Source organism: Pseudomonas sp. RW10S2, from assembly GCF_014268985.1.
GTDB lineage: Bacteria > Pseudomonadota > Gammaproteobacteria > Pseudomonadales > Pseudomonadaceae > Aquipseudomonas > Aquipseudomonas wayambapalatensis.
In genome coordinates, this window is the sequence record NZ_JABWRO010000006.1 from 40,311 (window position 1) to 58,651 (window position 18,341).

Genomic DNA, 18,341 nt, shown 5'->3' on the forward strand with positions numbered 1-18,341 from the left:
CGCGAGAGTACACAAAGGCGACAGTCGACGGCAGCGGACAATGATGTCATTTAGCTTCTATTTTAGCCGAGCTGTGCGAGCAGGTCTCCTTGGCGGCTTGCCCCAAGGGACATCAATGCACACCGCGCGATCTGCGCGTCCTGCACCGCCACGCCGGTCAGGTCAGCCAACGTGATCGCGGCATCCTGCGTGCGACCACTCGCCTGCCCAGCCAGCAACGCGCCGATCTCGATCAGGTCGGTAGCTGCAATCAGGCCGGCCTCCAGCGCGTGGGACACCTCGCCGTAGCGGCTGCATTGGCCGATAGCGTCCACCACGATGCAATCGGCGGCGGCTACCAGCGCTGGATCGAGCTCCTGCTTGCCAGGGCCATCGGCTCCCACGGCGGTGATATGGGTGCCGGGCTGTATCCATTCACGCTGCAGCAGCGGCTCGCGCGAAGGCGTGGTGCAGACGATCAGGTTGGCGGACTCGGCCAGCTCGCGGGCATCATGGGTGGTGCGCACCTCGAAGCCCAGCCCTTCGGCGAACCGTCGGTAGTCCGCAAGCCGCCCGGCATCACGGCCCCAGGCAATCAGACGACGGCAGTCGGTGACCGGTAGCAGTTGTTCGAGCTGCATCCGCGCCTGCACCCCGCTGCCCAGTACACCGATTGCCCGTACCTTGCGCGGCGCCAACAGGCGGGCGGCGATTTGCCCGGCCAGCGCGGTGCGCAGGCAGGTCAGCCAGCCTTGGTCCTGGAGTAGCGCCAGCGGTTGGCCGGTACTGGCCGAAAACACCAGCATCAAGCCAGCGTTGCTTTCCAGCCCCTTGGAAGGGTTGTCGTAGAAACCGGTGGAGACTTTCACCGTGAAGCTATCGCTGCCCTGCAGCCAGGCGGACTTCACGCAGCAGTCGCCGTTTTGTTCAGGGAAGGCGAAATTCTGCACCGGTGGCACATGGACCTTGCCCGCGGAAAAGGCGATAAAACCCTCTTCGATCAGGCGTACCGCCAAATCCCGGTCGAGGATTTCGACCAGTTGCGCCTTGTCGATGATCCTCATTGGATCGCCTCCAGGAACTTCTCCAGCACGATGTTGCGCCCGCACAGCACCACCGCGACCTTCTTGCCCTGGAACTCACCGGCCAGTTTCTGCATGCCTGCGACGGCAACCCCTGCCGCCCCTTCGATGATCCAGCGGTCGTGGCCTGCGACGTCGCGCATGGCTGCGCTGATCTCAGCCTCGCTGACCAGCACGGTGCGATGCAGCAACTGCTGGCACAGGGGGAAGGTGATGGCGCCGGGCTCGACGCCGCCGGCCGTGCCGTCGGACAGGGTATCGAGCTCTTGCATCTCGATGATCCGTCCCTCCTCCAGCGAGCGCTGCAGGGTGGGCGCGTTGGCCGGCCAGCAGCCGATGACCTGCACCGAGGGTGCAAGCGCGCGCAATGCAGCGCCAATGCCCGAGATCAAGCCGCCACCACCGACAGCGACGAAAACCGCGTCCAGATCCGGCGCCTGCTCGAACAGCTCCATGCCGATGGTGCCCTGGCCAGCGATGATCTGCGCATCATTGTAGGGGGAGACGAAAGGCTTGCCCTGCAGATTGGCCTGGCGAGCCGCTTCAAGCTCGACCGACAGCGGGTCAGCGTCGAGTTCGATTACCTCGGCTCCCAGGCCGCGCATGGCCCGGATCTTCAGCGGCGAGGCGCTGCTGCTGACGTACACGGTGACCGGCACACCCAGCAATTGCCCGGCCAGTGCCAGGCCCTGCCCGTGATTGCCGGAAGAGGCGGTGATCACGCCAGCCTGACGCTGCGCAGGGTCGAGCAGGCGCAGCTTGTTGCTGGCCCCTCGGAATTTGAAGGAGCCGGTGTGCTGCAGGTGCTCGCACTTGAGATGGACATTGCAGCCGCTCTGACGGGAAAGCCCCGGGCTGTGGCTGAGCGGCGTGACCGCCACCTGGGGGCGAAGGGCTTCATGGGCTTCGCGGATGGCGTGTGGCAGGGTGTCCAGGATAGTCATGGTGGCTCCTTGGGCGATGCGCAGGGGCAAACGCCACGATATAGAATTAAATTCTACCGTAGACTATTTTTCCACGCATTGAAAGCCTGTCGTTTGCCAGCGATGGCCTCAGCCTTGGCGCAACGCCTTCACATACTTGTATACCGTCGCCCGCCCCATCCCCAGCACGTTGGCCACGTAGTCATGGGCGCTCTTGCCACGGAACGCGCCCTCCCCGTGCAGCGCCTCGACCAACTGCCGCTTCTGCTCGCGGTCCAGCCCGCCCAGGCTCAATCCACGCGCCTGCAACCAGGCATGCAGGAAGGTGTTGATGCGCTCCTGCCAGTCGTCGCGGAACAACGCCTGCGGTTGCGGCAACAGGCGGCTGGCCTGGAAGAACGCCTCCAGCGCATCGCGCGCCTGCTCGAGAATCGAAACGTTGAGGTTGATGCAGATCAGCGCCTCGGGCTGGCCGCTGGCGTCGCGCATCACGCTGCTGATCGAACGGATCTTCTGCCCGTTCCAGTTGAGCTTTTCATACGGCCCCAGGCGGGTGCTGTCATCGAGCTGGCTGGGCAGGTCGTCGAGCCCGGAATCATCGCCGAGCTGGCGCTTGGAAATGTTGTTGGCGATATGCACCACCGTCTGGCTGGCCAGGTCGTGCACCACCACTTCGGCATGCGGGAACAACAGGGCTGCGATGCCCTCGGCCATGGCGGCGTAGTTGCTGAAGCGGCTGGACGGCATGAACGGGTCCTGGAGGGTGGTCATGGATAGCCGAGCACTTCGCGAATAGTGCGCAGGTGCTGGATGATCCACTGCTTGTCGATCGCACCCCAGTCGTGGATGCGGTAATGCCCGGCGTGGTTGCGCGCACCGCTCTGCTGCTCGAACTCGCAGACGATGTCCAGGTCTGCCAGGGCGGCGATGGTGTCCTGGGCCGTGCGTCGCGGCATGCCGGTGGCTTCCATCAGCGCGGGCACGCTGGTGGCGGTCTGGCTGTCGATCAGCCAGGCCACGTAGAGGCGGCGATAGAAGCTGCTCTTGGTCTTGCTCACGTCCATGCTGGTGGGATCCTCATGCATTGCCTGGCAATTCGCGCCAGGTCAGGTAGACACGCAAGTCGAACTCCAGTTGATGGTAGTCCGGCTCCATGTGCTGGCACAGCTGGTAGAACGCCTTGTTGTGGTCGCGCTCACGCAGGTGCGCCAGCTCGTGTACCACGATCATGCGCAGAAACTGCGGCGCCGCGTCCTTGAACAGCGAGGCGATGCGGATTTCCTTCTTGGCCTTGAGGTTGCCACCCTGCACCCGCGACACCGCCGTGTTCAGGCCCAGGGCCCGGTGGGTGAGGTCGAGACGGTTGTCGTAGAGCACCTTGTCCAGCGGCGGCGCGCTGCGCAGGTATTGCTGGCGCAGGTCCTGGGCATAGAGGTACAGCGCCTTGTCGCTCTGCACCTCGTGGCGGGCGGGGTAGCGCTGCTGCAGGTAGCCGCCCAGGCGATCGCTGGCGATCATCTGACGGACCTGTTCCTGCAGGTGCGGGGGATAGGCTTGCAAGTAGCGTAGGGTGGTCATGGGGTGGGAGTTTACCGAATTGGCGGGGGCCTGTGGTTGGCAGGGCTGGCCCTTTCGCGGGCAAGCCCGCTCCTACAGGACGCAAAATTTGGCTAGGATGCAGTATTCACCCCCTGCTCGAAGCACTCACCATGCCCAAAGCCAGCAAGATCACCGACCCGTCCTACGAACTGATGGACGACCACGAAGGCCATTCGCTGATCTATCGCCAGCACGGCTTCCCGAGCCCGCTGGTGCGCTGGCACTTTCACAAGGAATACGAGCTGCACTTGATCGTCGCCAGCTCCGGCAAGGTGTTCATCGGCGACTACATCGGCAACTTCGCCCCGGGCACACTGTTTCTCACCGGGCCGAACCTGCCACACAACTGGATCAGCCAGGTGGCCGCCGACGAGGTCGTCGACACCCGCGACATGCTGGTCAATTTCACTGACGAAGTGCTCGAGCAAGGCAGCCAGGTGTTCTCCGAGCTCAACCAGCTGACGCCACTGCTGGCCCGCGCCAGTTATGGCATCGAATTCCGCGATCCGCGCCTGATCGCCGAGAGCCAGCAACTGATGCAACGTATCTCGCAAAGTGCCGGCATGACGCGCCTGGGATACTTTTTTATCCTCATGGAACAGTTGGCTGCCTGCGAGGACTACCAGTTGCTGTCCACCGTCACCTCCTCGCAGCTGGCCGACGAACACAACGTCGACCGCATCAACCGCGCGGTGGACTACATCTTCCAGCACTACGCCCAGGACCTCACCCAGAACGAGGTCGCCGAGCACCTGGGCATGACCCCCACCTACTTCTCGCGCTTCTTCAAGCAGGCCGCCGGGCGCGGCTTCGTCGAGTTCGTCAATCGCCTGCGGATCAGCAAGTCCTGTGAACTGCTGGCGCGCAGCGACCTGCCGGTGACCGAGGTGTGCTTCGAGTCCGGCTTCAGCAACCTGTCCAACTTCAACCGGCGGTTCCAGCAGCTCAAAGGCATGACACCGTCGGGCTACCGCAGCCTGGTCACCCAGCGCCTGACCGAGCAAAACCTTTAGTGAAACGCTTGAGCAGTGCATCGCACTGCCAATACCCCAGTGCAAAAAAGTATCGGCCTGCGTGCAGTCGAGGCTTTGTTGCGCTGGCGATGCAGGAGTGTAATCGGCAACCAGCGACACAAAAAAAACAATAGTGACTTCCGCGCCGCCCTGCGGTCCGGAAGAGGAGTTCAACGATGAACGACTCGATCAAGGCCTGCGTGGCCATTGCCTGTCTGAGCCTGCCGGTGTTTGCCCAGGCTGCCGAAACCCTGACCATTGCCACCGTCAACAACAACGACATGATCCGCATGCAGCGGCTGTCCAAGGTGTTCGAGGAGCAGCACCCGGACATCAAGCTCAAGTGGGTGGTGCTCGAAGAGAACGTCCTGCGCCAACGCCTGACCACCGATATCGCGACACAAGGCGGACAGTTCGACGTGCTCACCATCGGCATGTACGAAGCCGCGCTGTGGGGCGCCAAGGGTTGGCTGGAACCCATGAAAGACCTGCCTGCCGACTACCAGCTCGACGATATCTTCCCTTCGGTGCGCGACGGCCTGTCGGTCAAGGGCACGCTCTATGCCCTGCCCTTCTACGCCGAAGCCTCGATCACCTACTACCGCAAGGACCTGTTCCAGCAGGCCGGGCTGCAGATGCCCGAGCAACCGACCTGGACCCAACTGGGCGAATTCGCCGCCAAGCTCAACAAACCCGAGGCCGGCCAGTACGGCATCTGCCTGCGCGGCAAGGCCGGCTGGGGTGAGAACATGGCGCTGATCGGCACCCTGGCCAATGCCTTCGGCGCCCGTTGGTTCAACGAGCAGTGGCAGCCGGAGTTCACCGGCAGCGAGTGGACCAAGGCCCTGAACTTCTACGTCGACACCATGAAGCAGTACGGCCCGCCCGGCGCCTCCAGCAACGGCTTCAACGAGAACCTGGCGCTGTTCAACAGCGGCAAGTGCGCAATGTGGGTCGATGCCAGCGTCGCCGGCTCGTTCGTCACCGACAAGAGCCAGAGCAAGGTCATCGACGACGTGGGCTTCACCTTCGCGCCGAAGGAGGTCACCGACAAGGGCGCGACCTGGCTGTACTCGTGGGCGCTGGCGATCCCCACCAGCTCCAAGTCCAAGGACGCCGCCAGGACCTTCAGCACCTGGGCCACCTCCCAGGCCTATGGCCAACTGGTCGCCGACAAGGAAGGCGTGGCCAACGTGCCGCCAGGCACCCGCGCCTCCACCTACAGCGAGGCCTACCTGCAGGCCGCACCGTTCGCCAAGGTCACGCTGGAGTCGCTGAAGAAGGTCGATCCCAACCACCCGACCCTCAAGCCCGTGCCCTACGTGGGTATCCAGCTGGTGACCATTCCTGAGTTCCAGGCCATCGGCACCCAGGTCGGCAAGCTGTTCTCCGCCGCCCTGACCGGCCAGATGAAGCCTGAACAGGCGCTGGCCGCCGCCCAGTCGTCCACCGAACGCGAGATGAAACGCGCCGGCTACCCCAAGTAGACCGCCCCTGGCCGCCAGCACGCCGCCCTCGGTGTGCCGGCGGCCGGCTGCTCGCCTCTTTCTGCCGAACACGGAGTCGTCATGAACACCTCGGCCCTCGACACCCCGACCCACGCCACCGCGCGCCCCGGCAAACGCCGCGTCGGCCCCGGCTGGTTCCTGGTCAGCCCTTCGGTGGCGCTGCTGCTGTTATGGATGATCGTGCCCCTGGGCATGACCCTGTATTTCTCGCTGATCCGTTACAACCTGCTGTATCCCGGCGAGAACGACTTCGTCGGCCTGGAGAACTTCAGCTTCTTCGTCACCGATGCCGGCTTCCTGCCCGGCGCCCTGAATACCCTGACCCTGGTCGGCAGCGTGCTGGCGATCAGCGTGGTGTTCGGCGTGCTCATCGCCGCGCTGCTGGAGGCGGGTGAGTTCTGGGGCCGCGGCGTGGTGCGCGTGCTGCTGATCTCGCCGTTCTTCATCATGCCCACGGTCAGCGCGCTGCTGTGGAAGAACCTGATCTTCCACCCGGTGTCCGGGATCCTCGCGGCGGTCTGGCGCCTGTTCGGCGCCCAGCCGGTGGACTGGCTGGCGCACTATCCGTTGCTGTCGATCATCCTGATCGTGTCATGGCAATGGCTGCCGTTCGCCATCCTGATCCTGATGACGGCCATGCAGTCGCTGGACCAGGAGCAGAAGGAGGCCGCACGCCTGGACGGTGCAGGCCCGCTGGCGATCTTCTGGCACCTCACCCTGCCGCACCTGGCGCGGCCGATTGCCGTGGTGGTCATGATCGAAACCATCTTCCTGCTGTCGGTGTTCGCCGAGATCTTCACCACCACCAGCGGCGGGCCGGGCTATGAATCCACCAACCTCGCCTACCTGATCTACAACCAGGCGCTGCTGCAGTTCGACGTCGGCATGGCGTCGGCCGGTGGCCTGATCGCCGTGCTGATCGCCAACATCGCCGCCATCGTGCTGGTGCGCATGATCGGCAAGAACCTCACCGAGCGCAGCTGAGGAGCCCGCCATGCTGACACTCAAGCAAACCCGCCGCCTGCGCGATGCGCTGATCGGCCTGCTGTGCTGGGGCATTGCCCTGGCGATCTTCTTCCCGATCTTCTGGATGCTGCTGACCAGCTTCAAGACCGAACTCGACGCCTTCGCCACGCCGCCGCAGTTCATCTTCCACCCGACGCTGGAGAACTACCTGCACATCAACGAGCGCAGCGACTACTTCGCCTACGCCTGGAACTCGGTGCTGATCTCGTTCTCCGCGACCCTGCTGTGCATGCTGATCGCCGTGCCGGCAGCCTACTCCATGGCCTTCTTCGAGACCCGCCACACCAAGCGCACGCTGTTGTGGATGCTGTCGACCAAGATGCTGCCGCCAGTGGGCGTGCTGATGCCGATCTACCTGCTGGCCAAGCAGTTCGGGCTGCTCGATTCACGGCTGTCGCTGATCATCGTGTACACCCTGATCAACCTGCCGATCGTGGTGTGGATGGTGTACACCTACTTCAAGGACATCCCCGTCGACATCCTCGAAGCGGCGCGCCTGGACGGCGCCGGCACCTGGCAGGAAATCCTCCGCGTGCTGCTGCCGATCGCCCGTGGCGGCCTGGCCTCGACCGTGCTGCTGTCGCTGATCCTGTGCTGGAACGAGGCGTTCTGGTCGCTCAACCTGACCTCTTCGGCCGCCGCACCGCTGACCGCGCTGGTGGCCTCCTACTCAAGCCCCGAAGGCCTGTTCTGGGCCAAGCTTTCGGCCGTCTCGACACTGGCCTGCGCACCGATCCTGATCTTCGGCTGGATCAGCCAGAAGCAACTGGTGCGCGGGCTGTCGTTCGGAGCGGTGAAATGAATACCCCCAACTACGCCATCCCTGTAGGAGCGGGCTTGCCCGCGAAGCAAACACTGCGGTGCATGGCACCGGCTATGCCGGTGTTCGCGGGCGAGCCCGCTCCTACAGGATTCTGCAAAACCTCAATTTTTCCTGGCCACTGCACAGGTAACTCGACATGGCTGACCTGAAGATCCGCAATCTGCAAAAAGGCTTTGATGGCCACGCCATCATCAAGGGCATCGACCTGGACGTACACGACCGTGAGTTCGTGGTGTTCGTCGGGCCATCCGGCTGTGGCAAATCGACCCTGCTGCGGCTGATTGCCGGCCTCGAAGAGGTGAGCAGCGGCAGCATCACCCTCGATGGCGTCGACATCACCGACACCGCTCCGGCCAAGCGCAACCTGGCCATGGTGTTCCAGACCTACGCCCTGTATCCGCACATGACCGTGCGCAAGAACCTGTCGTTCGCCCTGGACCTGGCGGGCGTGGCCAAGGCCGAGGTCGCCAGCAAGGTCGACAACGCCGCGCGCATCCTCGAGCTGCAACCGATGCTCGAGCGCAAGCCGCGCCAGCTCTCCGGCGGCCAGCGCCAGCGGGTGGCAATCGGCCGGGCGATCGTGCGCAACCCGAAGATCTTCCTGTTCGACGAGCCGCTGTCCAACCTCGACGCAGCCCTGCGCGTGCAGATGCGCCTGGAGCTGTCGCGCCTGCACAAGGAACTGGCCGCGACCATGATCTACGTGACCCACGACCAGGTCGAGGCGATGACCCTGGCCGACAAGGTGGTGGTGCTCAACGCCGGTCGTATCGAGCAGGTCGGCTCGCCGCTGGAGCTGTACCACCATCCGGCCAACCTGTTCGTCGCAGGCTTCCTCGGCACACCGAAGATGGGCTTTTTGCGCGGACACCTGAGCCGCAACCAAGGCAACCAGTGCGAGGTCGCCCTCGAGTGCGGCGCCCGCATCGCCCTGCCGCTGTGCGCAGGTGAACTGACCACCGGCAGCCAGATCACCCTGGGCATTCGCCCGGAGCACCTGAGCATCAGCCGCAGCGGTCACGGCGAACAGGGTTCGCTGCAGGTCACCGCCGATGTCAGCGAGCGCCTGGGCAGCGACAGCTACTGCCACGTGCGCAGCGCCTCCGGCGAGATGCTCACCGTGCGGGTGCGCGGCGATTTCGCGCCCGAGTACGGCGAGCAACTGGAACTGAGCTTCGATCCGGCGCACTGCCATCTGTTCGACAGCACCGGCAAGGCCCTGGACAAACGACTGCAACAGGCGGCCTGAGCCGTCTTCAAGGATTTCTCGATGAAACTCAACCAGCGCAATCTCGACAAGCTGCCCGCCCCGGTCGCCCGCCCCACCTATGACCCAGCGCAGCTGCGCCAGGGCATCGTGCACATCGGCGTCGGCGGCTTTCACCGCGCCCACCAGGCCGCCTATACCGACGCCCTGATGAACCGCGGCGAAGCCCTCGACTGGGCGATCTGCGGCGCCGGCCTGCGCAGCGAAGACCGCGCCATGCGCGACGCCCTGGCAAGCCAGGACCATCTCTACACCCTGTTCGAACTGGGCGAAAAACCCAACACCGAGGTGCGCGTGATCGGTGCCATCAGCGGCATGCTGCTGGCCGAAAGCGACAGCCAGGCGCTGCTCGACAAACTTGCCGACCCTGCAGTCCGTATCGTCTCGCTGACCATCACCGAAGGCGGCTACTGCATCGACGACAGCACGGGCGAGTTCCTCGAGAACCTGCCGCTGATCCAGCACGACCTGGCCAGACCTGACCAGCCGCACAGCGTATTCGGTTTTCTCTGCGAGGCCCTGCGCCGTCGCCGCGAGGCCGGCACCCCGGCGTTCACGGTCATGTCCTGCGACAACCTTCCACACAACGGCGACGTGGCGCGCAAGGCACTGCTGGCCTTCGCCCACCTGCTCAACCATGACCTGGCCCAGTGGATCGCCCGGCACGTCAGCTTCCCCAATGCCATGGTCGATCGCATCACACCGATGACCAGCGACGAACATCGCCGCCAGTTGGCCGAGCGCCATGGTGTAGAGGACGCCTGGCCGGTGGTCTGCGAGCCGTTCCTGCAGTGGGTGCTGGAAGACAAGTTCGTCAGCGGTCGCCCGGCCTGGGAGAAGGTCGGCGTGCAGTTCACCGACGACGTCACGCCCTATGAAGAGATGAAGATCAAACTGCTCAACGGCAGCCACCTGGCGCTGACCTACCTGGGCTTCCTGCAGGGCTACCGCTTCGTCCACGAGACCCTCGCCGACGACCTGCTGCGCCGCTACATGCGCACCTTCATGGACCAGGACGTCACGCCGCAACTGGCGCAGGTGCCAGGCATCGACCTTACGCACTACAAGGACAGCCTCACCGAGCGCTTCTCCAACCGCGCCATCGCCGACCAGTTGGAGCGGGTGTGCTCGGACGGCTCTTCGAAATTCCCCAAGTTCATCGTACCCACCGCCAACCGCCTGATTGCCGACGGCAAGCCGCTGGAGCGCGTGGCGCTGGTAGTCGCAGCCTGGGCGCTGTACCTGGGCGGCAAGGATGAAAAGGGCAATGTCTACAGCATTCCCGATCCGCGCGCAGCACAGTGCCAGGCCCGTGTCGTCCAGCGCGAAGGCCTGGCGGCCCGGGTGCTCGGCGACGAAGCGATCTTCGGCACGGCGATCCCCAACTCACGGGCCTTCGTCGACGCCTTCGAGCGCCTGTACGACAGCTTGCGTGAAGTCGGCGTGAGTGAAACCCTGCGCCGGGTACTGGGCGACTGAGACGGAGCGCAGCAATGATGGAAGGACTGTTCCTCGGCATCGACTGCGGCACCCAGGGCACCAAGGCCCTGGTGCTCGACGCAGACAGCGGTCGCGTACTGGGGCTGGGCAGCGCGGCACATGCGGCGCCGCAGGGCGACCACGGCCGCCGTGAACAGGATCCGGCAGACTGGCTGCAGGCCCTGCGCACGGCGGTGGCCAATGCCCTCGCTGACGCCGGGGTCGGGGGCCATGCCATCCGCGCACTGGCCGTCTCTGGCCAGCAGCACGGCCTGGTGATGCTCGATGACCAAGGCCAGGTGCTGCGCCCGGCCAAGCTCTGGTGCGACACCGAAACCACTACGGAAAATGACGAACTGCTGGCCGCCCTCGGCGGCGCCGCAGGCTCGCTGGAGCGCCTGGGGCTGGTGGTCGCACCGGGCTATACGCTGTCCAAGCTGCTGTGGAGCCAGCGCCATCATCCAGACCTGTTCGCCCGCGCCGCACACCTGCTGCTGCCCCACGATTACCTCAACCACTGGCTCACCGGCCGTGCCTGCAGCGAACCGGGCGACGCCTCGGGCACCGGCTACTACGATGTGCGCAAACGCACCTGGGCCGCCGATGTGCTGGCGCTGATCGAGCCCGGCAAGCGCCTGCTGGCGGCACTGCCCGAGCTGGTCGAGTCCGGCGACTGCATCGCCACCCTGCAGCCCTCGGCAGCCCAGGCGCTGGGCCTGGACACTGGCGCCTGGGTGGCCAGCGGTGGGGGCGACAACATGCTCGGCGCCATCGGCACCGGCAACATTCGCCCCGGCATGATCACCCTCAGCCTGGGCACCTCCGGCACCCTGGCCGCACACCTCGACCAGCCACGTGTCAGCCCCCACGGTGAGGTCGCGACCTTCTGCGGCTCATCCGGCGGATGGCTGCCGCTGATCTGCACCATGAACCTCACCAGCGCCTGCGCCCTGGTGCAAGACCTGTTGCAGCTTGACCTGTCGGCGTTCAGCGAGCTCGCCGCACAAGCCCCCGTCGGCGCCGACGGCCTGTTGCTGCTGCCGTTCTTCAATGGCGAGCGCGTGCCCGCACTGCCCGAGGCCAGTGCCAGCCTGCACGGTATGACCAGCAGCAACCTGACCCGTGCCAACCTCTGCCGGGCGGTGCTCGAAGGCACCTGTTTCAGCCTGCGCTACGGGCTCGACCTGCTGCGCGCCAGCGGCCTGCAGGGCCAGGAGATCCGCCTGGTCGGCGGCGCGGCGAAAAGCCCGCTGTGGCGCCAGGCACTCGCCGACCTGCTCGGCCTGCCGGTGGTGTGCCCGCGCCAGACCGAAGCCGCCGCCCTGGGTGCTGCGATCCAGGCTGCCTGGAGCCTGGGCCGCAAGCTCGGCGAAGGTGACAGCCTGGAGGCTCTGTGCCAGCGCTGCGTCGAACTCGACGAAAGCACGCGCACCACACCCCGGCCCGCGCAACGGGCGGCCTACGAAACCGCCTATCAACGTTACCTTTCGCATCTGCCTGCACACTGATCGCAGGTATCCTGCCCGCTTACTTCGTTTCGGAGAATTTCATGTACCTGGTCTGTGGCGAAGCCCTGTTCGATGTATTCAGCCTGGATGACAGCCCACGCAGCAGCGAGTTGGGCTTCAAGGCGATTGCCGGCGGCTCGCCGTTCAACGTCGCGGTGGGCCTGCGCCGGCTGGGCGTGGAGTCGGCGCTGTTCGGCGGGCTGTCCAGCGACTACCTGGGCGCACGCCTGCGCCGGGTGCTGGAAGAGGAAAAGGTCGATTGCAGTTACCTGGTGACCAGCGATGCACCGACCACCCTGGCCATGGTCGGGCTGGATGCGAGCGGCTCGGCGCAGTACCAGTTCCGTGGCGAAGGTTGCGCCGACCGGCAGGTGCGCCTCGAACACCTGCCGGCGCTCGATGGCCAGGTGCGCGGCCTGCACGTGGGCTCCTACACCCTGGTGGTCACGCCGGTGGCGGATACATTACTGGCGCTGGTGCAGCGCGAAAGCGCACACCGGCTGATCAGCCTCGACCCCAACGTACGCCTCAACCCGCAGCCCGACGTGGCGTTGTGGCGACGCCAGGTGCAAGCCTTCGCGGCCCACGCCCACCTGATCAAGGCCAGCGAGGAAGACCTCGCGCTGCTCTATCCGGACCGTGCGCCGGCCGAAGTGGCCCGCGGCTGGCTGAACGACCGCTGCCGACTGGTGTTCGTCACCCACGGTGCAGACGGCGCCAGCGTGCATTGCGCGCACGGCTCGTGGACACGACCGGCGGATGCCTCGCTGGCAGTGAAAGACACAGTCGGTGCTGGCGATACCTTCCAGGCGGCGGTGCTGAGCTGTCTGGCCAAGCTGCACGCGGACAGTCCCCAGGCACTAGCGGCGCTGACGCGCGAAGCGATCGACGGCATCCTCGAATTCGCCATTCGAGCGGCGGCCATCACCTGTTCGCGGGTTGGGCCGGATTTGCCGTTTGCCCGGGAGCTTTAGCGTTACACGGTGAGCGGGACCAGATCAGTCCACCAGGTAAACGTGGTGAGTGAGTCAGTGCTGCGCACGCCGTGTTACCTGGAGGGTTTTCATTTTTCGCGGTTGCTCAGCCTTGGACGTGTAACTGCTCCAACCCGTTGGATTGCTGACCCACGGCGCAGACACCTCATGACCGTTTTTGTAGAAGTGGAGTCGTGCTTCAAGCTGTGCCCACTGCCTAAATGCATAGCGAAGCTCGCTGGAGGTGTATGACTGCCCGTGGGTCATTGATTTGTTGATCACTGCGGCCTCGTCGATACCATCGAGGATGAAATGAACATGATGATCCGCCCTTCTCGCGGTTATCGACAGCCCAATCTTGCTCCCGCGCTTCCATAACAACTGCGGGCCTGGGTCCCCCTCCAGCCACTCATGGAACTGGGTTTTTCCGGGCCGCCCTTTGACCTCGGAATAAATTTGGTCGATATCGAACTTATTGTTGAAGAGACCGGCTGATACATACCGGTTCCATAACGGGTAGCCAGGAAAGGTTTCCTTGACCTTGGCAAACAGGGATGCATTCGCCCTGACGAACTTGATCACTTCGGTATGAGGCGCTGTTTCGGTCAAACCTGAGCGTGCAAGCGCGTTCTCCCTGATGACTCTAGCGATTGCCTGATTGTAGTGATCGATCGTCAGCGCTGACTTGGTGTAATCGATTCCTACATGATTAAAATAGCTCTCGCGCCACTCGCCCAGCCCATACACTAGGTCACCCCGTGCTGGCTGGAGATTGTCGCTGAAGGTAGCAAGCCCCGCAGAGTCCTCAAGCGAGACCGGATTGTTCTGGGTCATGCGGAAGGTGTTGATACCGTCGACGATGCCTGCGGGGTCGGGCGTCAGCCAGCGTCCAACCCTGGGTTGATGATAGCGATACCCGTAGTAATAAAGCCCTGTCGCATCTCGCTCCCGCCCCGAATAACGCACCGTCTTGTATTCCACCTCTATGCGATGACGCCCCGCCAGAATCGCCGTTCCCCCATAGGGGTAATATTCTTCGAGGCTGATGACACTGCCCTCGCCATCGAGCTCCAGTCCGACACTGCCGATCAGGTTGTCATAGCCAAAACGTACCTGGTCGTTATCGATCTCCTCCGGTTTACCGGCCTCCCAGCGCAACGCCCGCACCTGGGCACGGCCCGCCTCGCCCATTACCACCGTGTGCAGACTTTCGCGCACGGCGCCGTCGACCGTCGTGATACGCAGCTCAAGCCCCGGCAGATACAGCGTGCGCTGCACCTTCAGTGATCCACTTTGCTGCTGATGACTCACCTTGAGCACACGCTGCCTGCCAGCGTCGTAGCGATAGCTTTCCTGGGTAGCGCCAGCCACCCTGCGCAACTCGCCGCGTGTAGTCCACTCAAGCGGCTGCCCCGGCAGCAGCACACGCTGCTCGCCACCTGCGCTGAACAGCACCTCGACCTTGGCCGGGTCGCTGGCCAAAACGCTCGACACGCCGCGATTACTGCGCTGGCTGACGGTGATTGCAGTGACGTAGTTGTTGTTCGTGGCCGGCGCACTATGACGGACATGCGTGAGATTGCCCGCGCTGTCGTAGGTATAACTCCGGGTGTAGAGGGTATAGGCCGAATCATCCACCGGCAGCGGCACCAGCACGCCTGGCAGATGATTGCCCTGCTGCCCGGCATTGGCCATCTCGCGGCCGCTGGCGAAGACCAGTTGATACAGGCTGTCGTAGCGGTACTCGCTTTGCGCGCTGATCTTCTGGTTGCGCCAGAAGCGCGTCGGCTCGGCGTCGTTGGCCAGCACGACGACGTTACCGACAGGGTCATAGCGATAGTGCAGGTCCTGCAATCGCTGGCCTTCGCTGGTCTGGCGAGTGGTCCGCACGGTCGCCAGGCGCAGGGTCGTCGGTTCGTAGGTGTACACAGTGACGATGCCGTTGCCATGCACCTCGTGCTGCTTGCGCCCTCCCGCCGAGTAACTCGCCGACCTGACGATCTCACGCTCTGGCGTACCTTCGAGCGTTAACCAGCTGGCCGCCAGGACGCCTGCCACATCGTAGGCGCTTCGCTGCTGATGGCCTGCGCAATCCAGCGCCGTGAGCCCCTTGCCGGTGGCGTCTACGTGGCTACGGGTCGTGTAGCGCTGATCATCCAACAGTGCGTCCCAGGCCTCAGCAGCCTCACCTTGCCAGTCAACTTGCACCGCATCGTCGTCGCCACCCTTCAGCAGCTTGCGCTGCACACAGAGGGCTGCGCCGCCGAGGGCGTTGGCGAGGGTAGAAACGCACCCGGCTGGATCGTAATGGGCAATCCGAGTGCCGGCTAGGTTGCGGGCTTTCTCTTGCGCCTCATTGCCGCCGTACAACACACGTTCACTGATACGAGGGATATCGCCAGCAACTTGCTCGCCAACCGCCAACAGACGCCCGGGCATATTGACCGGTTCGTAGCGCAGGGTCCGGGTCACGGCTTCAGCGAAATCGCCCTGTCCATCCAACGTCCTGCCAATACGACTAATCGAGAACAGGTCACGCCTGGCTGCGTCTTTCAGATCGAGGCTCACGCCCGCATCGACGCTTTGCGTGCGTATCACCTGAGCTGTCAGATCATGCCGATGAATGAAGTTGGCAAGGCCTGCGCCATGCAACCGTGGGTCGGTGATCTGCGCCAGTCGGCCGGCCGGACTGAACACCTGCCGCGTGATACGCGTATCGGCGGCATCCAGCAGCGAAGCACGCTGATACTCGATCTCGCGCACCGTTTGGCCGCGGTTGTCGAGGACCTTGATCGAGGGCGTCTGCTGGAACAGTGCGCTGCTCACAACCTGTACACCTGCGGGTCATGACTGGAGAGACGACAGTCGCTCATCATGAGCCGAACGGGCAACTGGCAGTTTTATCAGGTCTGGGGAGTGGTTGATCGGGTCGGCACCCACGGATACACCGTCGGAAAACCACGCGCATCCCTCGCCGTCATCGGCCGTGCAACCAGGAAGCCCTGCACGTAGGCGCAGCCGCTGTCGCGCAGCCACTGCGCCTGAACGTCGGTTTCCACGCCCTCGGCGATCACCGTGATGCCATAGTCGGCGCACAGCGCGATGACGCTGCGCGCCAGCGCCGCATCGACCTTCGAATCCGGCAGGCGTGCCACCAAGTGGCGGTCGAGCTTCAGGGTGTCGATCGGCAGGTCGCGCAGCATGCGCAGCGAGCAATCTCCGGCGCCGAAGTCGTCCAGCGCCACGCGTACGCCCAGCTCGCGCAAACGCTTGACCTGCTTGGCAGCCGCGTCGATGTCATACATCAATGAGGTTTCCGCCACCTCCACTTCCAGTTGCGCAGGCTCCAGGCCGTGCTCCTGGATCGCCCGCCGCAGTTCATCGACCAGGTTCGGCTGGGTGAACTGCGCGCGGCTCAGGCTGATGCCCAGCACCACATCGTCGGCGAACACCTGGCGCCATTCGTGACGCTGGGCCGCGCCCTTGCTGTAGATCCAGCTCGCCAGCCGATGGATGAGGCGCGCTTCTTCCAGCAACGGAATGAACAGCCCCGGCGGCACATCGCCAACACTGGGGTGCCGCCAGCGCAGCAGCGCCTCGAAGCCACGCAGACGTCCGTCGGCAAATCCCACCTGCGGCTGGTAGACCAAGGTGAAGTCCTTTTGCTCGATGGCAGTGCGCACACTATCCTCGAGCATCAGCCGCGAACGCGCGCGGCCGTTGAGCTCCTGGTCATAGAAGCGATACTGCTGGCGCCCGGCGCGCTTGGCGGCATACATCGCCGCATCGCCAGCGCGCAGCAGACCTTCGACGGAGGCACCGCAATCAGGGTAGGTGGCGATGCCGATACTGACCCCAAGACTGACATCCTGGCCGTCAACCTGCGGGCAACTGGACATGCGCTCGATCAAGGCCTCGGCGTACCGGCCGGTCTGCTCCGCATAGGGCAAGCCGTCGAACAACGCGGTGAACTCATCACCGCCCATACGCCCAAGCATCGCCTGGCTGCCCAGGCAGTCCTTGAGTTGCTCGGCGACCCAGCGCAGGACCCGGTCGCCCGCTTCGTGACCCAAGGAATCGTTGATTCGCTTGAAACCATCCAGATCCATGTACATCAAGGCCTGGACCTTGCCGGGCCGTTCGTTGCGCAGCAACGCACCTTCTGCCGTCTGGTAGAAACCGCGGCGGTTGAGCAAGCCAGTCAGCGGGTCGGTCACCGCCTGGTGTTCCAGTTGCTGGTGCAGGCTGCGCACCACCGACATGTCCAGTACGGTCACCACCATGGCCTTCTGTTCAGCGGGCAGCGGCGCACACGACAGCGCTACCGGAACGAGCGGCCCCTCCGGCGGACGCAACTGGGCATCGTGCACGCGGAAGATCTGCCGCCCCAGATAGGCCTGGTAGAAGTCCGAGTCGCGCCACAACGCAGCGCTGGGCAGTTGGATCAGGTCCAGGAGATGGGCGCCCTGCAGTCTGTCTACCGACATCTGCAGCAGACGCGAGATAGCAGGGTTGGCAAAGCTGATATCACCCGCCTCGTCGACCACCAGGATACCCTCGGCGGCGTTCTCAAGAATCGAGGCATTGAATGCGCGGGCCGACTCCAGCTCACGACTCAACCGCTGCAGCATGCGCCGGTTGCGCTGCTGTTCGAGCAGGGCCTGCACCTTGGGCTTGAGGATCTGCGGATCGAAGGGTTTGAACAGGTAGTCCACCGCGCCACTGGCATAGCCCTTGAGCACGGCAGCTTTGGACTGCTCGTTGGCGGTAAGGAAGATGATTGGGGTCAGGCGCGTGCGTTGGCTGCCGCGCATCAAGCGGGCGACCTCAAAGCCATCCATCTCGGGCATCTGTACATCGAGCAGGACCAGGTCCACTTCGTGTTCCAGCAAGGTGCTCAGTGCTTCCATCCCTGAGCCTGCGGTGAGTACTTGCCAATCCTGCCGGGCTAGCAAAGCCCGCATGCTGATCAGGTTTTCCGGGTAGTCATCGACCACCAGCAGCACTGAGCTGCCTTCCGGTGCCGCGGGTTGAGCTCCATCCATGCCGCTTCTCTTGTCCGACCGACTTCGTCTTGTAATTGGATCCGATTCTCTACTCTAGACGCGACTTTGCAGGACGCAATGCAATCAGTTCGCTATCAATGGATAAAATGAAAAT

General features: G+C 64.1%; 15 protein-coding genes. 8 read left to right on the plus strand and 7 right to left on the minus strand.

Annotated features, from left to right (window positions below):
* Positions 1–62: 62 nt before the first annotated feature.
* The 5 genes from HU729_RS02780 to HU729_RS02800 all read right to left on the minus strand — a co-directional run bounded on the left by HU729_RS02780 (position 63) and on the right by HU729_RS02800 (position 3,562).
* Positions 63–1,043 (minus strand): ornithine cyclodeaminase family protein, encoded by a 981-nt coding sequence (locus tag HU729_RS02780; RefSeq protein WP_186708263.1) that lies wholly within the window; start codon positions 1,041–1,043, stop codon positions 63–65.
* Entirely contained in the window at positions 1,040–2,005 is a 966-nt protein-coding gene (locus HU729_RS02785) for a threonine/serine dehydratase (protein WP_186665855.1), read from the minus strand. The genes HU729_RS02780 and HU729_RS02785 overlap by 4 nt, the downstream gene beginning before the upstream one ends.
* A gap of 108 nt (positions 2,006–2,113) precedes the next feature.
* The gene (locus tag HU729_RS02790) at positions 2,114–2,755 is read right to left on the minus strand and encodes a PAS domain-containing protein (RefSeq protein ID WP_186708265.1); all 642 of its coding nucleotides are present in this window, start codon (positions 2,753–2,755) and stop codon (positions 2,114–2,116) included.
* Positions 2,752–3,048 carry a winged helix-turn-helix domain-containing protein gene (locus HU729_RS02795; RefSeq protein WP_186665854.1) on the minus strand — a complete coding sequence of 99 codons (297 nt, stop codon included), beginning with the start codon at positions 3,046–3,048 and terminating at the stop codon, positions 2,752–2,754. Before HU729_RS02795 ends, HU729_RS02790 begins: the two co-directional genes overlap by 4 nt.
* A gap of 13 nt (positions 3,049–3,061) precedes the next feature.
* Positions 3,062–3,562 (minus strand): M48 family metallopeptidase, encoded by a 501-nt coding sequence (locus HU729_RS02800; protein WP_054895460.1) that lies wholly within the window; start codon positions 3,560–3,562, stop codon positions 3,062–3,064.
* 131 nt (positions 3,563–3,693) lie between these two features.
* On the opposite strand from HU729_RS02800, the gene HU729_RS02805 reads away from it, so the two are divergent.
* From HU729_RS02805 to HU729_RS02840, 8 genes are all read left to right on the plus strand, one after another.
* Positions 3,694–4,596 (plus strand): AraC family transcriptional regulator, encoded by a 903-nt coding sequence (locus HU729_RS02805; protein WP_186666114.1) that lies wholly within the window; start codon positions 3,694–3,696, stop codon positions 4,594–4,596.
* Positions 4,597–4,772: 176 nt separating this feature from the next.
* Positions 4,773–6,083 carry a sugar ABC transporter substrate-binding protein gene (locus tag HU729_RS02810; RefSeq protein WP_186708267.1) on the plus strand — a complete coding sequence of 437 codons (1,311 nt, stop codon included), beginning with the start codon at positions 4,773–4,775 and terminating at the stop codon, positions 6,081–6,083.
* Between the two features lie 81 nt (positions 6,084–6,164).
* Complete coding sequence (locus HU729_RS02815) at positions 6,165–7,088, plus strand: sugar ABC transporter permease (RefSeq protein WP_186665851.1); 924 nt, start codon at positions 6,165–6,167, stop codon at positions 7,086–7,088.
* 10 nt (positions 7,089–7,098) lie between these two features.
* Positions 7,099–7,932 (plus strand): carbohydrate ABC transporter permease, encoded by an 834-nt coding sequence (locus HU729_RS02820; RefSeq protein WP_063546497.1) that lies wholly within the window; start codon positions 7,099–7,101, stop codon positions 7,930–7,932.
* A gap of 157 nt (positions 7,933–8,089) precedes the next feature.
* The gene (gene ugpC, locus HU729_RS02825; RefSeq protein ID WP_186665850.1) at positions 8,090–9,202 is read left to right on the plus strand and encodes a sn-glycerol-3-phosphate ABC transporter ATP-binding protein UgpC; all 1,113 of its coding nucleotides are present in this window, start codon (positions 8,090–8,092) and stop codon (positions 9,200–9,202) included.
* A gap of 21 nt (positions 9,203–9,223) precedes the next feature.
* Positions 9,224–10,699 (plus strand): mannitol dehydrogenase family protein, encoded by a 1,476-nt coding sequence (locus tag HU729_RS02830; protein ID WP_186708269.1) that lies wholly within the window; start codon positions 9,224–9,226, stop codon positions 10,697–10,699.
* A gap of 17 nt (positions 10,700–10,716) precedes the next feature.
* Positions 10,717–12,207, plus strand: a complete 1,491-nt coding sequence (gene xylB, locus HU729_RS02835; RefSeq protein WP_186708287.1) for a xylulokinase — start codon at positions 10,717–10,719, stop codon at positions 12,205–12,207.
* A 41-nt stretch (positions 12,208–12,248) separates the two neighbouring features.
* Positions 12,249–13,181 (plus strand): carbohydrate kinase, encoded by a 933-nt coding sequence (locus HU729_RS02840; protein ID WP_186665848.1) that lies wholly within the window; start codon positions 12,249–12,251, stop codon positions 13,179–13,181.
* Positions 13,182–13,235: 54 nt separating this feature from the next.
* On the opposite strand, the gene HU729_RS26030 is transcribed toward HU729_RS02840, so the two are convergent.
* Together HU729_RS26030 and HU729_RS02850 are read right to left on the minus strand one after the other, a co-directional pair.
* Entirely contained in the window at positions 13,236–16,007 is a 2,772-nt protein-coding gene (locus tag HU729_RS26030) for an RHS repeat-associated core domain-containing protein (protein WP_186708271.1), read from the minus strand.
* A 77-nt stretch (positions 16,008–16,084) separates the two neighbouring features.
* Positions 16,085–18,226: an EAL domain-containing protein gene (locus HU729_RS02850; protein ID WP_186708273.1), complete on the minus strand. Its 2,142-nt coding sequence runs from the start codon at positions 18,224–18,226 to the stop codon at positions 16,085–16,087.
* Between the last annotated feature and the right edge of the window lie 115 nt (positions 18,227–18,341).